This is a genomic window from Klebsiella michiganensis (assembly GCA_000963575.1).
Classification (GTDB): Bacteria; Pseudomonadota; Gammaproteobacteria; order Enterobacterales; family Enterobacteriaceae; genus Cedecea; species Cedecea michiganensis_A.
In genome coordinates this window covers 3,197,879-3,216,105 of record CP011077.1, presented here as the reverse complement: position 1 = coordinate 3,216,105, position 18,227 = coordinate 3,197,879, and the positions used below count along the sequence as shown (strand labels likewise).

General features: G+C 56.5%; 11 protein-coding genes. 2 read left to right on the top strand and 9 right to left on the bottom strand.

Annotation, left to right across the window (positions count from 1 at the left end; all coding sequences use genetic code 11):
* Positions 1-78: 78 nt before the first annotated feature.
* The 7 genes from VW41_14850 to VW41_14820 form a co-directional block, all read right to left on the bottom strand.
* Positions 79-336: a hypothetical protein gene (locus VW41_14850; GenBank protein AJZ90203.1), complete on the bottom strand. Its 258-nt coding sequence runs from the start codon at positions 334-336 to the stop codon at positions 79-81.
* A 448-nt stretch (positions 337-784) separates the two neighbouring features.
* Positions 785-1,507 (bottom strand): transcriptional regulator, encoded by a 723-nt coding sequence (locus VW41_14845; protein ID AJZ90202.1) that lies wholly within the window; start codon positions 1,505-1,507, stop codon positions 785-787.
* Complete coding sequence (locus VW41_14840; GenBank protein ID AJZ90201.1) at positions 1,504-2,898, bottom strand: histidine kinase; 1,395 nt, start codon at positions 2,896-2,898, stop codon at positions 1,504-1,506. The genes VW41_14845 and VW41_14840 overlap by 4 nt, the downstream gene beginning before the upstream one ends.
* Positions 2,895-4,310 (bottom strand): transporter, encoded by a 1,416-nt coding sequence (locus tag VW41_14835; GenBank protein AJZ90200.1) that lies wholly within the window; start codon positions 4,308-4,310, stop codon positions 2,895-2,897. Before VW41_14835 ends, VW41_14840 begins: the two co-directional genes overlap by 4 nt.
* Positions 4,307-7,390 carry a multidrug transporter gene (locus VW41_14830; GenBank protein ID AJZ90199.1) on the bottom strand — a complete coding sequence of 1,028 codons (3,084 nt, stop codon included), beginning with the start codon at positions 7,388-7,390 and terminating at the stop codon, positions 4,307-4,309. Before VW41_14830 ends, VW41_14835 begins: the two co-directional genes overlap by 4 nt.
* Positions 7,391-10,513, bottom strand: coding sequence for a multidrug transporter (locus VW41_14825; GenBank protein AJZ90198.1), 3,123 nt, complete (start codon positions 10,511-10,513; stop codon positions 7,391-7,393).
* Positions 10,513-11,763: a multidrug transporter gene (locus tag VW41_14820; GenBank protein ID AJZ90197.1), complete on the bottom strand. Its 1,251-nt coding sequence runs from the start codon at positions 11,761-11,763 to the stop codon at positions 10,513-10,515. Before VW41_14820 ends, VW41_14825 begins: the two co-directional genes overlap by 1 nt.
* Before the next feature lie 437 nt (positions 11,764-12,200).
* Between VW41_14820 and VW41_14815 the strand changes: the two genes are divergently transcribed.
* A complete protein-coding gene (locus VW41_14815) occupies positions 12,201-12,497 on the top strand; it encodes a transcriptional regulator (protein ID AJZ90196.1) in 297 nt (98 codons plus the stop codon).
* A 50-nt stretch (positions 12,498-12,547) separates the two neighbouring features.
* Here VW41_14815 and VW41_14810 read toward each other — a convergent pair whose 3' ends face one another.
* The gene (locus VW41_14810; GenBank protein AJZ90195.1) at positions 12,548-13,900 is read right to left on the bottom strand and encodes a chaperone; all 1,353 of its coding nucleotides are present in this window, start codon (positions 13,898-13,900) and stop codon (positions 12,548-12,550) included.
* Positions 13,901-14,061: 161 nt separating this feature from the next.
* Here VW41_14810 and VW41_14805 point away from each other — a divergent pair, with 161 nt between their 5' ends.
* Positions 14,062-14,907 (top strand): 3-methyladenine DNA glycosylase, encoded by an 846-nt coding sequence (locus VW41_14805; protein AJZ90194.1) that lies wholly within the window; start codon positions 14,062-14,064, stop codon positions 14,905-14,907.
* On the opposite strand, the gene VW41_14800 is transcribed toward VW41_14805, so the two are convergent.
* Positions 14,900-18,220, bottom strand: coding sequence for a diguanylate cyclase (locus VW41_14800; protein ID AJZ90193.1), 3,321 nt, complete (start codon positions 18,218-18,220; stop codon positions 14,900-14,902). The genes VW41_14805 and VW41_14800 overlap by 8 nt on opposite strands.
* Positions 18,221-18,227 lie beyond the last annotated feature (7 nt).

The following is an 18,227-nucleotide window of genomic DNA, read 5'->3' as shown; positions in this document are numbered from 1 at the left end:
TAAAGTCGAGTGGATTACCACAATTTTAGGGCGGGAATTGTAGCGCCGTGAGGCTGGGGAGTAAACCATCTTACGGATTCAGAAAAGAAACCGCCCTCCGTTAAAGAGCAGTGATGAAAAGGCGATATCCTTCGCGTAATCCTCCAGCGCTTCAGTGTTTTCTTTGAAATGAGTCAGGTATCGTTCCATGGCGTCAGCTTCATCCGTAGCGCGCGTTTCAAAACCTATTCTTTGATACCCCTCTTTGCTCAGGCGCTGTTTTTCTTCAGAAGTCAGTGACGCTTTCGGATAGATGTTGACGGAGATATCTTTGCTATAGAAAACATACTTTTCCATGATGACCACCTTTAGCTGTCACTTTAAAAACCGCTCATTTATTTTCATTATTTGCCCGGGTCACGGCCTAATCTTGCTCACGCCAGAGCTGATGTTTGCATTTGCGGCAAATAATGGTGCGACGAAAATCTGTAAATCTTGCCAGACCAACATCGAGCGTTTCTGAAGAATGACAGTGAAAGCACTGCGGGCTGCCGTTGGGCGCAATATCGTCGGGGTGGGCCTGAAGATATTCCCGCCTGGTCGGCAATGTTGACCACAGCCCGGTAATAGGGGATTTCCCCGTCGGAACAAAGCACAGGTAAAGCACAACCAGTGCCAGCAATACAGCCAACATAATAAGAATTGTCGACACAGCCTCTCCTTAAACTGACGTCCACGCATTGTTGGTAACAGTCTGAAAGATAGCTGGTTAAAGAAAATTTGACCAGATGTCGTGACGCCTGGTTTAAATCACCCGCCCGGCGTCGGCCTCCCAGCGATAACCCACCCCGTAAACGGCGCGGATAAACGACTGATCGGTATCCAGCGCTTCAAGCTTGCGGCGCAGGTTTTTAATGTGGCTGTCGATGGTGCGGTCGGTGACCACGCGGTAATCGTCATAGAGATGGTTCAGCAGCATTTCGCGCGAGAACACTTTGCCCGGTTCGTGGGACAAGGTTTTTAGCAGACGGAATTCTGCGGGGGTGAGATCCAGCAGTTTACCGCGCCAGATAGCCTGGAAGCGGCCTTCATCAATCACCAGCGGGCTTTCTTCCGACCCGGCGGAAATGGCCATCTGGCGCTTGCAGCGGCGCAGGATCGTTTTCACGCGGGCAACGACTTCGCGCGGGCTGTAAGGTTTGCAAATGTAGTCGTCGGCGCCAATTTCCAGCCCCAGCAGGCGGTCAATTTCCTCTATCTTCGCGGTCACCATCACGATGGGCACTTCGGAGAAACGTCGAATTTCTTTGCACAGCGTCAGGCCGTCCGTCCCGGGGAGCATCAAATCCAGCAAAATGAGGTCCGGCGGCGTGTGGCGAACATACGGCAGCACCTGATCGCCATGGGTCAGCAGAGTAGGGGCATAGCTTGCCGCGCGGAGGTAGTCGATGAGCAACTGCCCAAGCTTAGGTTCATCTTCTACGATCAAAATACGTGGCGTACTGTCGTCAATTGGTAGCTCGGTCATAGTGTCCTCGACGTTTCTGTTTCCAGAGGAAGTTCAACGGTAATACTAACGCCGCCAAAGCGTGAATGGGAGGCGGTTAGCGTTCCGCCATGGGCGGTCACAATATTCTGGCAGATAGACAGGCCCAGCCCTGAGCCGCCGCTGGCGCGGTTGCGGGAGCCTTCAGCGCGATAAAAACGGTCAAACAGCTGGCTGAGCTGCTCGTCCGAGACGCCGGGTTCGCTGTCATCAAAGCTCATCACAAACTGCTGATTTATAATTTTAGCGCTGATAACCAGTTGCCCACCGCTGTCGGTATAGCGGAGGCTGTTTTCCAGCAGGTTGTTGAACAGCTGCATCAGGCGGTCTCCGTCACCGAAAATGATGGCGGTATCGGGTAACGCGAGGCGTATTGTCAGGCCGCGTGAATCAAAACGGGATCGGAATGCTCCGGCAACCACTTCCAGCAACGCAATAATATCCAGCGATTTTTTCTGGTAGGCCAGCGCGCCTTCATCGGACATGGAAAGCTGGTGCAGGTCGTCGACCAGCTTGGTCAGGGTGGCGACTTCCATCTGCAGTGAGGTGACGGATTCCGGCGTAAACTTGCGTACACCGTCCTGAATCGCCTCCAGTTCACCGCGTAAAACGGCAAGCGGTGTACGCAGCTCGTGAGAAATATCCGCCATGTAAGCCCGGCGCATTTTATGGTTTTTTTCCAGGGTGCTGGCGAGCTGGTTAAAGTCCTGGGCCAGCCGCCCCAGTTCATCCTGACTGCCGACTGCGACCCGGGTGGAAAAATCTCCGGCGGCGAGCTTGTGTGTCCCTTCAACCAGGCGTTTCACCGGGGCCAGAAGGCCGCGAGCGAGCAGGAACGTAGCTGCCGCTGCAAGCAGGCTGGACAAAGCAACGATGATCCAGCTCGTGCGCCGCTGCTGACGATCGAAGTTAATATCGGTATTGCGGGTCAGGCGCTCAATTGGCGAGGCAACCACCCAGCCAACGTCCTGCCCATTGACGTTAATCGATTTGCGCATCCCGTCCCGCGGGAGTTTCTCTCTGGGGCCAACCAATACCTGGTAGTTCTGATCGACCACCCAAAACTTGGTCCGCCAGCCGTGCGGGGGTAAGCCCCGGCCTTCGTCGCCTTCCCGCTCAAATGAACGCAGAATCTGAAACACAAACCGATCATTGTGCAGCAGGAAGCGCCAGTTGCCGTGAAGGGCATATTGTTCGCCCAGGGCGTCACTCAACATCTCAATGCGTTGGGCATTGCCGCGCTTGATGTAGTCGATAAAGCCGCGTTCAAAGCTTAATCTCACGCCCCAGTGCATGATGGCCAGCACCAGCAGGCAGGTGGAAAAAATGGCGAGGAATAATTTCCCGGTGATCCCGGAGCGCCAGAGTTTCATGTTTCGCTCCTTTTACGACGGCTAATCACCGCGTTTTCCGAACGTTCATTAGGGACACGGGCGAACAGCAATGCCGGAAGGGCAATCACCAGCGCCATGCAGAAATAGGTGTACATAAAGGTGCTGTGAGCCTGCTCCCCGCCGGCCGGGAGCTGCTGGTGGCCAAACATGCCCAGCAGCAGGCCGGCGACGGTCACGCCGATACTCATGGAAAGCTGCATCACCATTGAGAGCATGCTGTTGCCGCCGCTGGCGAGGTCATCCGGCAGGTCTTTTAGCGTCAGGGTATTCATGGAAGAGAAGCGCATGGAGTTGACCATGCCCTGCACAAACAGGACCACCGGCAGCAGCCAGAACCAGCCCATCAGGGCGGTGGCCATAAACATCAGCGTGATAAGCGCCAGGCCGAGCGTGGCGGCGACCAGCACGTTGCGATAGCCGAAGCGGTTGACGACCTGCACAACAATACGCTTCATGCCCATGCTGCCAAGCACCATCGGGACCATCATCAGCCCGGCATGGAACGGTGAGAAACCAAGCCCAATCTGCAGAAATACCGGCGTCATAAACGGCAGCATGCCGCTGCCGATGCGCCCGCACAGGCTGCCCAGCAGGCCAAGCGAAAAGGTTTTAGTGCTGAATAAATTGAGATTGAACAGCGCATTATCGTTGTCGCGCGCATGCCACAGGTACAGCAGAATGGCGATAACGCCGCCGAGGATCAACAGCCCGAGGGTTTCACTGGAAATGCCCAGACCCTTTTGTCCGTCCAGAGCAATCGTCAGCGCCGCCATGCCGAACGCCAGCAGCAGGAAGCCGGAAATATCAAAGCGGCGGGTTTGCATGGTGTAGTTAGGCATCAGCCAGAGGGTGGCTATGGCCCCGACGATACCGACCGGAATGTTTATCAGGAAAATCCAGTGCCAGGAGGCGTACTCCACCAGCACGCCTCCGAGCGCGGGGCCGAGCAGTGGGCCTACCTGGCCTGGGATCGTCACGAAGGTCATCGCCGCCATATACTGCGCACGCGGTACGATTTTCATCACCGTGAGGCGCCCCACCGGTACCATCATGGCGCCGCCAATACCCTGAACGACGCGGGCCAGGACAAGCTCATTGAGCGTTGAGGCATTCGAGCAAAACAAGGACCCGAGGGTAAAAAGAACGATCGCCGTAAAGAAGATGTTACGTACACCCACCCTGTCCGCCAGCCAGCCGCTTGCCGGGAGCATGACCGCAACCGTTAACACGTAGGCCACCACCACGGAGTGCATGTGCAGCGGGCTTACGCCCAGACTATGCGCCATCGAGGGGAGGGCGGTGTTAACAATTGTGGTGTCCAGCGCCTGCATAAAGAAGCCAAAAGCGACAATCCATAACTGCCAGCGAACGGCGGTGGGCAAATCAGTCATACGGACAGAGCCTTACTTTCACGGGGCTTGCGGCTAAAGCGCAATCTCAGTCGATCAAAGAACAGGTAAACCACCGGCGTGGTGTAAAGCGTCAGCAGCTGGCTCATAACCAGCCCGCCGACGATGGTGATCCCCAGCGGCTGACGCAGTTCTGCGCCATCACCGCTGGTCAGCACCAGCGGTAATGCGCCAAACAGGGCGGCCAGCGTGGTCATCATAATTGGGCGGAAACGCAGCAGACAGGCCTGGAAAATCGCCTCTTCCGGCGTTAAATCACCCTTCCGCTGCGCCTCTATCGCGAAGTCCACCATCATGATGGCGTTCTTCTTCACGATGCCTATCAGCAGCATGATACCGATTAGCGCAATCAGGCTGAAGGGAGCGCTGAAAAGTTCCAGCGCCAGCAGCGCCCCGACGCCTGCGGAAGGCAGCGTCGAGAGGATTGTCAGCGGGTGAACGTAGCTTTCATACAATACGCCCAGCACGATATACACCGTGGCAATGGCCGCCAGAATCAGGATCACCTGCGAGTTCATCGTCTGCTGGAATACCTGTGCCGTCCCGGCGTAGCTGCCGCGCACGGTAGACGGCACGCCCAACGAGGTCATGGTTCTGTCGATGGCGTCGCTGGCTTCGGAAAGTGACACGCCGTCAGGCAAGTTGAACGAGATGGTGGAGGCGGCAGACAGCCCCTGATGGTTGACCGACAGTGGGGCGTTCGCTGGCTGCCATTTGGCAAAGTAGGAGAGGGGGATCGACTTCCCTTCGCTGTTTATGACGAACATCTGGTTGAGCGAACTGATGTCCTGGGTGTAACGCGGGTCAACTTCCATCACCACTTTGTACTGGTTCAGCGGCTGGTAGATGGTGGAGATCTGACGCTGACCAAAGGCGTTGTTCAGCAAGTTGTTGGCATCCGAGACGCTGATCCCCAGCCGGGACATGGTTTCACGGTCGTAAATCAGGTCCATTTCAGAGCCGTTATCCTGCTGGTCAGAGTTAACATCCGCCAGTTCAGGCAGGGCCGCCAGCGCTTTACGGATTTTTGGCTCCCACTCTCGCAGGGCGCTTAAGTCATCCGACAGTAGGGTGTACTGATAGCTGGCGTTAGCCTGACGACCACCGACGCGAATATCCTGCACCGCCATTAAATAGAGGTTGGCACCGGGCTCTTTGGCCAGCTTGGCCCGCAGCCGGTCAATCACCTGCTGAGCGGTTTCGCTGCGTTCGCTCAGTGGTTTAAGGGAGATAAACATCATGCCGCTGTTCACCCGGGAGCCGCCGGTAAAGCCGGTGACGTTGTCCACCGCCGGATCTTCACGAATGATCTTCATAAAGTCCTGCAGCTTGCCGCGCATGGCCTGGAAAGAGATGCTCTGATCGGCCTGAATATTACCCATCAGCCTGCCGGTGTCCTGCTCCGGGAAGAAGGTTTTCGGGATAGCGATATAGAGCCAAACGCTCAGGGCTATCGTACCCAGAAGTACCACGCCCACCAGCCGCGTGTGGTTAAGCACCCATTTCAGCGAGCGCGCGTAGCCACCCTGCATGGCAATCAGCAGGCGGCCAAATCCACGGTTTTTGTTTCTCTTTTCCGGCGGGCGGTTTTTCAACAGCCAGCCGCACATCATCGGCGTGAGCGTGAGCGACACCACCAACGAAATCCCGATAGCCACCGAAAGCGTGACCGCAAACTCGCGGAATAACCGCCCGGGCAGCCCGCCCATCAGCAGCAGTGGCAGGAAGACTGCGACCAGCGACAGGCTCATGGACAGCACGGTAAAGCCCACTTCCCGCACGCCCTGAAGCGCCGCCTGCATTGGCTTCACTCCCGCTTCCAGATGGCGGGAAATGTTCTCCAGTACCACGATGGCGTCATCGACAACGAAGCCGGTGGCAATCGTCAGCGCCATTAGCGACAGGTTATTGAGGCTAAAGCCGCACAGATACATGGCGGCAAAAGTCCCGATCAGCGACACCGGCACGGCCACCGCCGGAATAAAGGTGGCGCGCCCTGAACGAAGGAACAGGAATACCACCAAAATGACCAGCGATACGGAGATCACCAGCGATTGTTCTACTTCCGCCAGCGAGGCACGAATAGTGGGCGAACGGTCCTGGGCCACCTGAAGGTCGATGGACGCCGGAATGGTTTCTCGTAATTCGGGAATTTTGGCGCGGATGCGGTCCACGGTTTCGATGATGTTTGCTTCCTGCGATTTGCGAATCATCAGCAAAATGGCCGGTTTGGCGTTGGTCATCCCGGCGTTACGCACGTCCTGCACGCTGTCGGTGACGTGGGCGACATCCTGCAGCCGCACGGCCGAACCGTTATTGTAATGCACGATAAGCGGCATGTAGTTCGCCGCTTTTTTTAGCTCGTCGTTGGTCTGAATTTGCCAGCGGCGTGTGCTGTCCTCTACCGAGCCGAGAGGACGACGAACGTTGGCGTTGCTTATTGCGGTCCGGACGGCATCAAGCGATACGCCCTGGTTAAACAGTGCCTGAGGATTGAGGTCCACGCGCACCGCTGGCAGAGAGCTCCCGCCCACGTCCACATCGCCCACGCCGTCGATTTGCGACACGGTTTGCGCCAGCTGCGTGGAGGCAAAATCATATAGCTCGCCCTGCGACAGAGTGTCGGAGGTGAGCGTCAGGATCATGATGGGCGCATCGGACGGGTTGGCCTTGCGGTATGTTGGGCGCCCAGGCATTCCGCTGGGCAGCAGGCTTTGAGCGGCGTTGATCGCCGCCTGTACGTCACGCGCGGCGCCGTTAATATCACGGTCGAAATTAAACTCCAGAATGATGCGGGTGCTGCCCAGAGAGCTGGACGAGGTCATTTCGTTGACCCCGGCGATGCGGCTAAGGGAACGCTCCAGCGGCGTTGCTACGGACGACGCCATGGTTTCCGGTGAAGCGCCCGGCAGGGAAGCGCTGATCATGATCACCGGGAAATCGACCTGCGGGAGCGGGGCCACCGGCAACAGGCGGAAGCCCAGCACGCCGCACAGCGTAATGGCGACGGTCAATAAAATCGTCGCCACCGGGCGGTAAATGAAGAGGGCAAAAAACTTCACTTACGCCTCCTCGTGCTGTCGGCCAAAGCGGCGACGCGTGTAGTGCGACAGGCGGTCGAACAGCAGGTAAATCACCGGCGTGGTAAATAGCGTCAGGACCTGGCTGAGCAGCAGGCCACCTACCATGCCAATACCCAGCGGACGGCGAAGCTCCGCGCCAACGCCGGTTGAAAGCATCAGCGGCAGCGCCCCCAGCAGCGCGGCGAGCGTGGTCATCAGAATCGGTCGGAAGCGCAGCAGGCAGGCCTGGTAAATCGCTTCGTATGGCGCCATTCCCTGTTCACGCTCCGCGGCCAGCGCAAAGTCGATCATCATGATCGCGTTCTTCTTCACGATACCAATGAGCAGGATGATCCCGATAATGGCGATAACGTCCAGTTCTGCGCCCGCCAGCATCAGCGCAAGCAGCGCGCCAACGCCCGCCGTGGGCAGCGTCGACAGAATAGTGATTGGGTGAATAAAGCTTTCATACAGCACGCCCAGCACGATGTACATCGCCACCACCGAGGCAACAATCAGCCAGATGGTGCTGCCCAGCGCGGCCTGGAAGGCGAGGGTGCTGCCCTGGAACTGCGTTGTGATATCAGACGGCATGGCCAGCTCTTTTTCCGCCGAGGTAATGGCGGTCACCGCGTCGCCCAGCGATTGCCCTTCCGGCACGTTAAAGGAGAACGTAGTGGACGGGAACTGGTCGAGGTGGTTGATCGACAGCGGGGCAAACCGCTGCTCTACCTTCGCAATCGCGCTTAACGGAATGCTGCCGCCGTTGCTGCTGGTGAGACGAATGTTGTCGAGCGCGCTCAGCCCAGGCGTGGTGCTGGTGTCATGTTCGAGTACCACGCGATACTGGTTGGCCTGGGTATAAATGGTTGAAATCAGACGCTGGCCGAATGCGTTATACAGGGCGCTGGTCACCGACGACATGGTGATACCGAGCCGGCTGGCGCTGTCGCGGTCAACGTTGACATAGGCCATCAGCCCCTGATCCTGCCAGTCGCTGCTGATATCCGCGAGCTGAGGCAGCGTTTTTAGTTTGTTTTCCAGCTGCGGCACCCAGGTGCTCAGTTCATCCAGCGACGTCGCCTGTAAGGTGAACTGGTATTGGGTACGGCTCACCGTGGTGTCGATGGTCAGATCCTGAATCGGCTGCAAATAAAGCTGCACGCCCGGGACGCTGGCGACATTCTGCTGCAGTCTGTCGATAACCGCCGGGATGCGGTCATCACGGTCGCTCAGCGGCTTGAGGTTAATTTGCAGGCGGGCGCTGTTTAATGAGGGGTTGGTGCCGTCCACGCCGATAAACGAGGTCAGGCTTTCCACCGCCGGATCTTTCAGTATCACGTCCGCTACCTGCTGCTGGCGCTGGGCCATGCTGGCGAAGGAGACCGACTGCGGAGCCTGCAGCGTACCCTGGATAATGCCGTTATCCTGAATCGGGAAGAAGCCTTTGGGAATAAAGATCCACAGCACAATGGTCAGCGCCAATGTGCCAAAAGCGACGCTCAGCGTCAGCCAGGGATGGTTCAGCACCTTGCTCAGCAGGCGGCCATAGGCGGCAATAATGTTATCAAACATTTTCTCGCTGGCGCGGGAGAAGCGGTTCTGCTTGCGCAATGATTCGTGGCTCAGCATTCTCGCACACATCATCGGGGTGAGCGTCAGCGAAACCACCGCGGAGATCAAAATAGAAATTGCCAGCGTGACCGCAAACTCGCGGAACAGACGGCCCACGATATCGCCCATAAACAACAGCGGGATCAGCACGGCGATAAGCGAGAAGGTCAGGGAAATAATAGTAAAGCCGATTTCACCGGCGCCTTTTAGCGCAGCGGCGAGCGGTTTCTCGCCTTTTTCGATATAGCGTGAAATGTTCTCGATAACCACGATGGCATCATCCACCACGAACCCGGTGGCGATGGTCAGCGCCATCAGCGTCAGGTTATTGATGGAGAAACCAAGGAATACCATCACTGCAAATGTGCCAACCAGCGACAGCGGCACGGCGACGGCAGGAATGATCGTGGCCGGGACGTTGCGCAGGAACAGGTAAATGATCATCACCACCAGCGCGATGGCCAGCATCAGCTCGTGCTGGGTATCGGTCACGGAGGCGCGGATGTTGGTAGTGCGGTCGCTCAGCAGCTTCACTTCAACTGACTTCGGCAGGCTTTGGGTCAGCGTCGGCAGCATCTGGCGGATACTGTCTGCCGTCTCGATGATGTTGGCCCCAGGCTGACGCTGGACGTTCATCACGATGGCCTGCTGCTTGTTCGCCCAGGCGCCAAGCCAGCTGTTTTCAGCCCCTTGCTCAACGGTGGCGATATCCCCCAGGCGGATTGGCGCCCCGTTCTGATAAGCGATGATTAAATCGCGGTACTCCTGGGCTGACTTCATCTGATCGTTGGCGGAGAGCGTGACGGCGCGTGCCGGGCCGTCAAGGCTGCCTTTGGCTGAGTTAACGTTGGCGTTGGTGATGGCGGTGCGAATGGTTTCGCTGGTCAGGCCAAGTGCGGCAATTGCCGGCGCGTTCAGCTTAACGCGAACGGCGGGGCGCTGGCCGCCCGCCAGCGTAACCAGGCCTACGCCAGAAACCTGGGAAATTTTCTGGGCTACGCGGGTTTCAACCATATCTTCCACCTGCGTCATCGGCAGGGCGGTTGAGGTCACGGCCAGCGTCATGATAGGTGGATCTGCCGGGTTGACCTTGCTGTAAACCGGTGGGTTTGGCAGATCGGTCGGCAGGAGGTTGGTGGCGGCGTTGATTGCCGCCTGGACTTCTTGCTCAGCAACGTCAAGCGCCAGCGTCAGCTGGAACTGAAGGGTGATAACTGACGCCCCCCCGGCACTTTGCGATGACATCTGTTTCAGGCCAGACATCTGTCCAAACTGGCGCTCGAGCGGGGCAGTGATCGCCGAGGTAATCACATCCGGGCTGGCGCCAGGATAGAGCGTGACCACCTGAATGGTAGGGTAGTCCACCTCCGGTAGTGCCGACACAGGGAGAAAGCGATAGCCAATAATCCCCGCCAGCAGGATAGCCACCATCAATAGCGTGGTGGCCACCGGACGGAGAATAAACAGGCGGGACGGGCCGCCCGTTGAGCCAGGAGGTAACACCTGCATCAGGAGCGCGCTCCGTTATGTTTATGGCCGGATTTTGCCTGCGTGGCAGGCCTGGCTTTATCGTCAGCCGCGGTGTGCGGTTCGACAACCTCAACCTGGGCGCCTTCCGTCAGGCGGTCAATGCCATCGGTCACCACGCGGTCGCCCGTGGAAACGCCGGCGGTAATCACGACTTTCTGGCTGTCCTGGATCCCCGGCGTGACCAGATGTTTACTGACTTTGTTATCGCCGTTCAGTACCCAGACGAAATGACCTTCATTACCCATTTGCAACGCACCCGCCGGGATAACCACGGCATTCTGCTGGGTGTCCACCAGCATACGGGCATTCACAAACTGATTCGGGAACAGAGCATCATCCAGATTATCAAAGCGGGCTTTAAGCTTGATGGTACCGGTGGTGGTATCGATTTGGTTATCAAGGCTCAGCAGTTTACCGCCGCTGAGTTTTGTGGTGTTGGTGCGGTCCCAGGCTTCAACGCTCAGGGTTTCACCGGCTTTCTGCGCTTTAATCACCGTGGCGATATCGTTTTCCGGCAGGGTGAAAACCAGGTCAATTGGGTGCGTCTGCGTCAGCACGACAATACCGTTAGTATCGCTGGTGGAAATCTGGTTGCCGATATCAACCTGCTTCAGGCCAACCCGGCCGTCGATAGGGGCGGTAACGCGGCTCCAGCCGAGCTGCAGCTGGGCGCTGGCCACGGCTGCTTCATCAGCTTTAACGGTGCCGAGCGAAGAAGCTACAAGCGATTGCTGAGTATCAAGATCCTGGCGAGAGACTAAATTAGTTTTGACCAGCTGTTGATAGCGGGCGAGGTCGCGGCGAGCATTCGCCAGGGTGGCCTGATCCTTAGCCAACTGCCCCTGGGCCTGAGCCAGCGCGACTTTAAACTGGCTGGGGTCTATTTCTGCCAGTAAATCACCGGCTTTTACCTGCTGACCTTCCTGGAAATGAATGGCCAATAACTGCCCGTCAACGCGGCTGCGCACGGTCACGGTGTTGGCCGCGGTGATAGTGCCCAGGCCGGTTAAGTAATGGGGCACGGCTTCACTGGTTGCCGTTGCGGCCTGAACCGGAGCTAACGCCCCGCCTCGCATTCCGCGATGGCCTGCCTGTTGTGTCTGGCCGGATTTAGCCTGAGGCTGAGCTCCTGATGATGCATTATGGCTGCGCCAGAACCAGACGGCGGCAATTACCACGAGAATAAAGGCTGTAATCCACAACCAGCGAGAAGTCTGCGTGCCTTTCATAGATGACGTGTTCTCTTCCTGAAACGATTTTAGGCGTAATGTTACTAGTTTAGTAACGGATAGCCCCGTAATGATGGAGGAAATATGAAGTACTGTCAGATTAGCAACATATAGCAAGTAAGTGATGTTTTAGTGGCCAAATAATTTCATTCACCTCGATACTTTTTTCGAGGTGTTGCGTAAAAGATAGCTGCCTCTTCGAATGAAAAATAAACTGTAGTTTATGTGAAAAGTATAATCTATAGTTTATGAGGTGAATGATGACATGGAGCGTAATTTTTACCGACAATTTCTATTTTTGGTATCAGGCGCAGCCTTTGGATCTCCGCCAACGGCTTGCGGCAGCCTTCGGAAATCTTGAGTTCTGGGGCCTGCGTTGAGCCGTCCGCAGGCTGATACGCAGTTGGCGAACCACCTTGCAGACCTGGAGAGTGAATATGAAAACCTTAACTGAAGTGATGGCCGGGTTCTCGTCGGAAGACCAGGCAGAGATCCGCAAAATGACCGAAGTCTTAATTCTGGAAACGGGCCTGCAGCTGGTGCGTGAAGAGCAGGGACTTTCTCAAAAGCAAGTGGCGCAAAAAATGGGCATTTCGCAGCCGGCGATAGCCGCCATCGAACAGCGCGGTAACGACCTTAAGGTTCTTACCCTCAAGCGCTACGTTGAGGCTCTGGGCGGCAAACTTTCGCTGCATCTGGAATTTCCGGACAGGAACAGACGTTTTCAGATATAAAAAACCGCAGGAGGCCTGCGGTTTAGTTGATGAATCGAGTTTTGAGACGATTATTTGAACACGACGTCTGACCAGCGAGCAAGGCCCTGGGTTACTGAGCCAAAGTCATCCCCCCCGGTAATCGGAATATCAGGCAATTGCCGGGCGAGCGCATGACGCAGCAGCGGAGAACGGGCGCTGCCACCGGTCAGGTAGATAACTTCGGGTTTAGCATTGCTGTTTTCCATTGCCAGCGTAACCTGCTCCATGATGCGATGCAGCGGCTGACTGATGGCTGTTTCCAGCGCTTCCTGGCTGATGTCGCAGCCCACTTCGCTGGCAATAAACGGCAATAGAGTTGCAACCTGCCGGCTGTTGGAAAGCGCAATCTTGCTCTCTTCCGCCGCGCGGACGAGGCGGTAGCTCAGGCGCTGACGCCAGACTTTCTGCAGGTAAGCCACTTTTTCCGGCTCGCGAGCATCCCGTACCAGCTCGTTGAGCGAGCGGCCGTTCGCCACGCTGTAGAAGTCATGTTGTGCCGGGACGTCGTTGATTGCGACGGCATTCCACCAGGGTAATACCGGCAACGCGATGCCTTTTTCCGTCTGGCCGCCCATACCAAGCAGCGGAGCCAACTGCTTAAACGCCAGCATGATATCCAGATCGTTCCCGCCCACGCGGCAGCCGCTGTGGCCGAGCAGGCTTTGTTCACGGTCGCGACGCTGGTGCCAGTCAGGCCCCATCAGCAGTACCGAGCAGTCGGTGGTGCCCCCGCCGATATCGACAACGAGAACCTGCTTTTCTTCCTGAAGCGTGGCTTCAAAATCCAGCCCTGCGGCAACGGGTTCAAACTGAAACACCACGTCGCGGAAGCCTGCCCGATGCGCGGCGCGTTCCAGAATACCCTGTGCCTGCTGGTTGGCATCTTCCCCGCCCAGACCCTGGAAGTTAATCGGCCGGCCAATCACGGCCTGATCGATTGTGCCGTCCAGCTGACTTTCCGCCTGTTTGCGAATGTGCAGCATCATGGCGCAGACCAGATCTTCAAAGAGCGCAACCTGCTGTGGTTTCAGACCGGTGGCGCCGAGGAAGGATTTTGGCGATTTAACGAAGTAAACTTCTTCCGGATCTTCGATGTACTGGCTAAGCGAACTTAAGCCAAACTTTACGCTGCCGGGCAGCACGTCAATGTCTTCTTCGCGGTTGTAGCTCACCGCGCGGCGCAGCAGCGCCTGTGTTTCACTTCCCGTAGCCGGAACTTCGTGGTGACGGAATAGCCACTCGCTCACCGCTTCCCGCGTCGGAGCACAGAGCATAGAAGGCAGCAGCGATGAGCCATTCTCCATCTCCAGTAGCTGTGGTGTTCCATCACGCATGATGGCGACAGAACAGTTCGCCGTGCCGTAGTCAAAACCGATTTTCATTTTCGTTGATTATCCCCATGCCAGTGAGAAGGGGGGCGACTTTAGCGGAATGACGGGCCGTGGGCAACTGAATATGAAAGCAAGGCAGAAATCCGCATTTGACGGTATGCTAAATAAGCAATGTTGCCCGCCTAATATCCTCATTATCTTCAGGATTATTTATGTATACCCTTAGCTATCAACCACCTTATGACTGGCCCTGGATACTCGGTTTCTTACGGGGGCGTGCCGTTGAGGGCGTGGAAGTTGTTGCCGACAATCGCTACCAGCGCAGCTTCTCGCTGGGGGAACATGCCGGACTGGTTACGCTTGAGCCCGACGAAAAAAATCTGTGCCTTAACGTAACGCTCAGCGACGGTCTTGAACCCGTGGCGGACGCAGTTTTGCAGCGTGTTAAGAACTTACTGGATTTAGACCGGGACCCACACCAGGTGTTGAACAGTCTGGGATCGCTGGCCGCAGCCCGGCCCGGCCTGCGGCTGCCGGGATGCATGGACCCGTTCGAGCAGGCCATTCGGGCCATTCTTGGGCAATTGGTCAGCGTCGCCATGGCGGCAAAATTGACCGGTAAAGTAGCCAGAGCCTACGGAACAAAGCTTGAAGGATTCGATGACTGGTATCTTTTCCCGAGTGCTGGAGTACTGGCAAACGTTGATATTCAGCAACTGAAATCTTTGGGAATGTCGCTTAAGCGTGCGGAGGCCATCGTGCATCTGGCCGGAGAGGTGGTTACAGGGCAGTTTCCGCTGCAGTTGCCTGATGACCTTGCCGGGGGAATAAAAAACCTGATTGCCCTGCCGGGCATTGGGCGCTGGACCGCCAACTATTTCGCCCTGCGTGGCTGGCAGGCCAGGGACGTTTTCCTGCCGGATGATTACCTGATTAAACAGCGCTTTCCCGATATGACGACTGCGCAGATCCGCCGCTATGCTGAACGCTGGCAGCCGTGGCGCTCCTATGCGCTGTTACACATCTGGTATAGCGACGGCTGGGCGCCAGTCAGTTAATCCCGAAATAGCTGTGGGCCAGCAGCAGCTCCAGCGGCTGTGGCTGGGTGATGGTTTCCCCATAGATTAAATCAATCCCGATGCCGGACAGCGTATCCATCACCAGAGGCATGTCCGCCGGGCCGGCGATAGTTTGCAGCGTCATGCGTTGGGCATGGCCATGTACAATCGTCACCATCATTTCGTCCATCAGGTTACAGTGCACGTTGAGGATCAGGTCAGGATCTAACATCACGTAGTCAAACAGATGATGGCTCAGCGTATTAAACAGTTCCAAATCCCGCCCAACGTGGCTCAGCACCATGCGGCAACCGGCCTTGCGCAGCCGCTTCAGGTTGGCATAAGCGCGCTGTGGCTCGGTAAGCAGATCGCTGCTTTGAATCGTCAAATGCAGCAGACGAGCAGGCATCCGGCTGGTGGATAGCTGTTCCAGCAGTTCGTTGATAAAGGTATCGCTGACCAGGCCCGCACCGGAAACAGGCAGCGCGACGCCAAAGCCTTTCATTGCGACCTGAGCGGCGTATTTCTCGAAGAACTCGCTAAATACGCGGCGATCCAGCGCATGATGAAGTGCCGGATCGGCCAGGCCTGAACGGAATGCCGGTTCATTGATAACGTCGCCTTCACTGCCCCAGAAACGAAGGGTAAGCAGGTAGAAACAAGTGGACTCCGGGATACGCGGCGGCGCAATCGCCATCGCTATCATCAGGATTGGGTTGTCTTTGATCACCTGCCACTGCTCGTCGAGCGGCATGGTGTCTCGCCCCTGTTCCATGTAGTGGCGGTGTGGCTCATAAACCGTGACCTGGCCACGGCCGTTGTTTTTAGAGGCGTAGCAGGCGATATCGGCCTGGGAAAGCACCTCGGACGCGATGGCGTTATCCCCGTCAATATGGGTGACCCCGGCGCTCGCGCCAATGCGGTGCAGGCGGCCATCCCACATAAAGTGGTAATCGTTGATGCTGCGAATGATACGCTCAGAAATGTAGCGTGCGTTTTCAGTGGAGCAGTCCGGCAGCAGCAAACCAAACTCGTCGCCGCCGAGGCGGGCAAGGAAATCCCCCGTGCGCAGCATGCTTAGCATCATCGCCGCCAGCTCACGCAGAAGGGCATCACCTGCGGCATGGCCCGCAGAGTCATTGACGGCTTTGAAGCGGTCTAGATCGATAAACACCAGCGCGTGACGCTGGCGGTGTTCAATCGCGCCCTGCAGCAAACGCTTCAGGTGGTTCTCAAAGCTTACCCGGTTGGCCAGGTGAGTCAGGCTATCGTGCGAGGCGCTGTAGCTCAGTTGCTTGAGCATCTTCCGGGACTCAGTGACATCCTGGATTAACAGTACGGAGCCAATGCTTTGGCCGTCCAGCGTGGTCAGCGGCGTAATGGTGTAGTGGATGTCGTAGCTGCCGCCGTTGCGGCAGTGCAGCACGACGTCCTGCTCGATAGCGCTACGAGAAAAATCACCGCTGTGTATGTTTTCCATTACCGGGCCGTTATCGCCAAACGTAATGCGCAGAATCGCCAGAATGTGCTGGCCGATAGCCGTTTCCTGCGCCCAGCCGCTGAGTTTTTCGGCGATGGGGTTCATAAAGGTGACGTTCATGTCGACATCGGTACAAATCACGGCTTCACCGATAGAGTCCAGCGTGATGTGCAGCCGTTCTTTTTCCTGGTACAGCGCTTCGTTGAGCTGCTTAACCTCGGTCATGTCCATATTGATACCCAGCAGCCGCTCTACGTCGCCGTTTTTATTCAGCACGCGGTTGGCCAGGGAGCGAATATGGCGAATACCGTCTTTTACATGGATACGAAATTCAAGCTTGAACGGCAGGCGGTTTTTTAACGACTCGCGAATGACCGCTTCTGAATGGGGGAGATCTTCTTTTACCAGTCTGTCCAGCCATAGCTGGTAAGTAGGTTTGGTATGCGGCGGCACATCGTAAAGCTCAAACATCCGCTTATCCCAACTGATGACATCGTTGGTCAGATCCCACTCCCAGATACCGATGCCGCCGGCTTCGTTGGCAAGCGTAATCCGCTCCATCAGCCGCTTGTTGATCCACTCGGTATGTTTGAGGTCGTTAATGTCTTCAATCTGTGCGATGTAATAGAGCGGCGTGCCGTCGGTATGACGCACAACGGAGACTGTGAGCATGGCCCACACCACATTGCCCGCACTGGTGTAATAGCGTTTTTCCATCGAATAGCTATTGATGTGGCCGGCAGAGAGCTTGCTCAGATGTTGCAGGTCGAGATTCAAATCTTCGGGCCAGGTAATTTGCTGGAAGGTGAGTTCGCTCAACTCTTCGCTGGAGTAACCGAGGAATTTGCACAGTGACTTATTCACCTGTAACCATTTGCCTTCGGTGGAAACCAGCGCCATACCGATAGCCGAATACTCCATCGCATTACGAAAGCGCGTTTCGCTTTCGGTGATGTGTTTCCGCTCTTTGCGGGAGGAGTACATCACCATGGTTATCACGTTGGCCGGCAGCAGGATCAGCAGGAACGGTAGCCACGGGGCATACTCCAGCACGCGAGGGTGGGGCGTAGACATCGGGAATTTACCGGTGGCTATCATCGCGGACACCATCATCAGCGTGGCAAGGAAGATAATGAAGGCTTCCAGGCGCGGCAGCCTGATGGCGCTCCACATCAGAATGACGATGATAAAAGTGAACGGCCAGGGCAGATAAATTAATGAAAAGTAGCTTAGCGCCAGCGTAACGGCGAAGGTCGCCACGGTTTCAAACAGCAAAGCGGCTTTGCGGTGACGGAGCAAATAATAAGGCTTAAACAGCAGCCCAGCCGGCATTAGCGCCAGCGCCCCGATAGACTCGGACAGCACCCAGATAAAGAACGTTTTCAGGGCGGAGGAGTCAATCGGTATCGGCAATAGCGTCACCAGCAGGCCGCCAACCAGCGGTGGGATCGCCGCACTGCACACGGCAAGTCGAGCCCAGTTATTGAGGTTCTGTAAGGGATTTTTCCGCGGCAAAAAGCGGCGTAACAGCAGCGCTTCAACCAGGTTTATCGCCGTTAACGAGAGATTCAGCCAGTTAAAAGGAAAAATAGCGACGCTGGCTGCGACGCTACCCAGCGCACAGGCGGCGGCAATCAACGGCCACAGACGAACGGGCATACGGAAAAATGCCGCCATTATCACCGAGGTGGTAAACCAGATAGGCACCAAATCGGTGCCTTTTAACGTCAGCTCCATGGAGTAGAGGGTGAAAATAAAGCTGAGTAACCCTAAGCCAGCCAGCAGTATCAATGAATGGATGGCGGCTTCTGTTTGTCTGTTTTTTATAATCATTACCGCA

Bases quoted from the DNA above. Each gene is read 5' to 3' on its own strand.
- VW41_14850 (AJZ90203.1), bottom strand. From the start codon at position 336: ATGGAAAAGTATGTTTTCTATAGCAAAGATATCTCCGTCAACATCTAT.
- VW41_14845 (AJZ90202.1), bottom strand. From the start codon at position 1,507: ATGACCGAGCTACCAATTGACGACAGTACGCCACGTATTTTGATCGTA.
- VW41_14840 (AJZ90201.1), bottom strand. From the start codon at position 2,898: ATGAAACTCTGGCGCTCCGGGATCACCGGGAAATTATTCCTCGCCATT.
- VW41_14835 (AJZ90200.1), bottom strand. From the start codon at position 4,310: ATGACTGATTTGCCCACCGCCGTTCGCTGGCAGTTATGGATTGTCGCT.
- VW41_14825 (AJZ90198.1), bottom strand. From the start codon at position 10,513: ATGCAGGTGTTACCTCCTGGCTCAACGGGCGGCCCGTCCCGCCTGTTT.
- VW41_14820 (AJZ90197.1), bottom strand. From the start codon at position 11,763: ATGAAAGGCACGCAGACTTCTCGCTGGTTGTGGATTACAGCCTTTATT.
- VW41_14815 (AJZ90196.1), top strand. From the start codon at position 12,201: ATGAAAACCTTAACTGAAGTGATGGCCGGGTTCTCGTCGGAAGACCAG.
- VW41_14810 (AJZ90195.1), bottom strand. From the start codon at position 13,900: ATGAAAATCGGTTTTGACTACGGCACGGCGAACTGTTCTGTCGCCATC.
- VW41_14805 (AJZ90194.1), top strand. From the start codon at position 14,062: ATGTATACCCTTAGCTATCAACCACCTTATGACTGGCCCTGGATACTC.
- VW41_14800 (AJZ90193.1), bottom strand. From the start codon at position 18,220: ATGATTATAAAAAACAGACAAACAGAAGCCGCCATCCATTCATTGATA.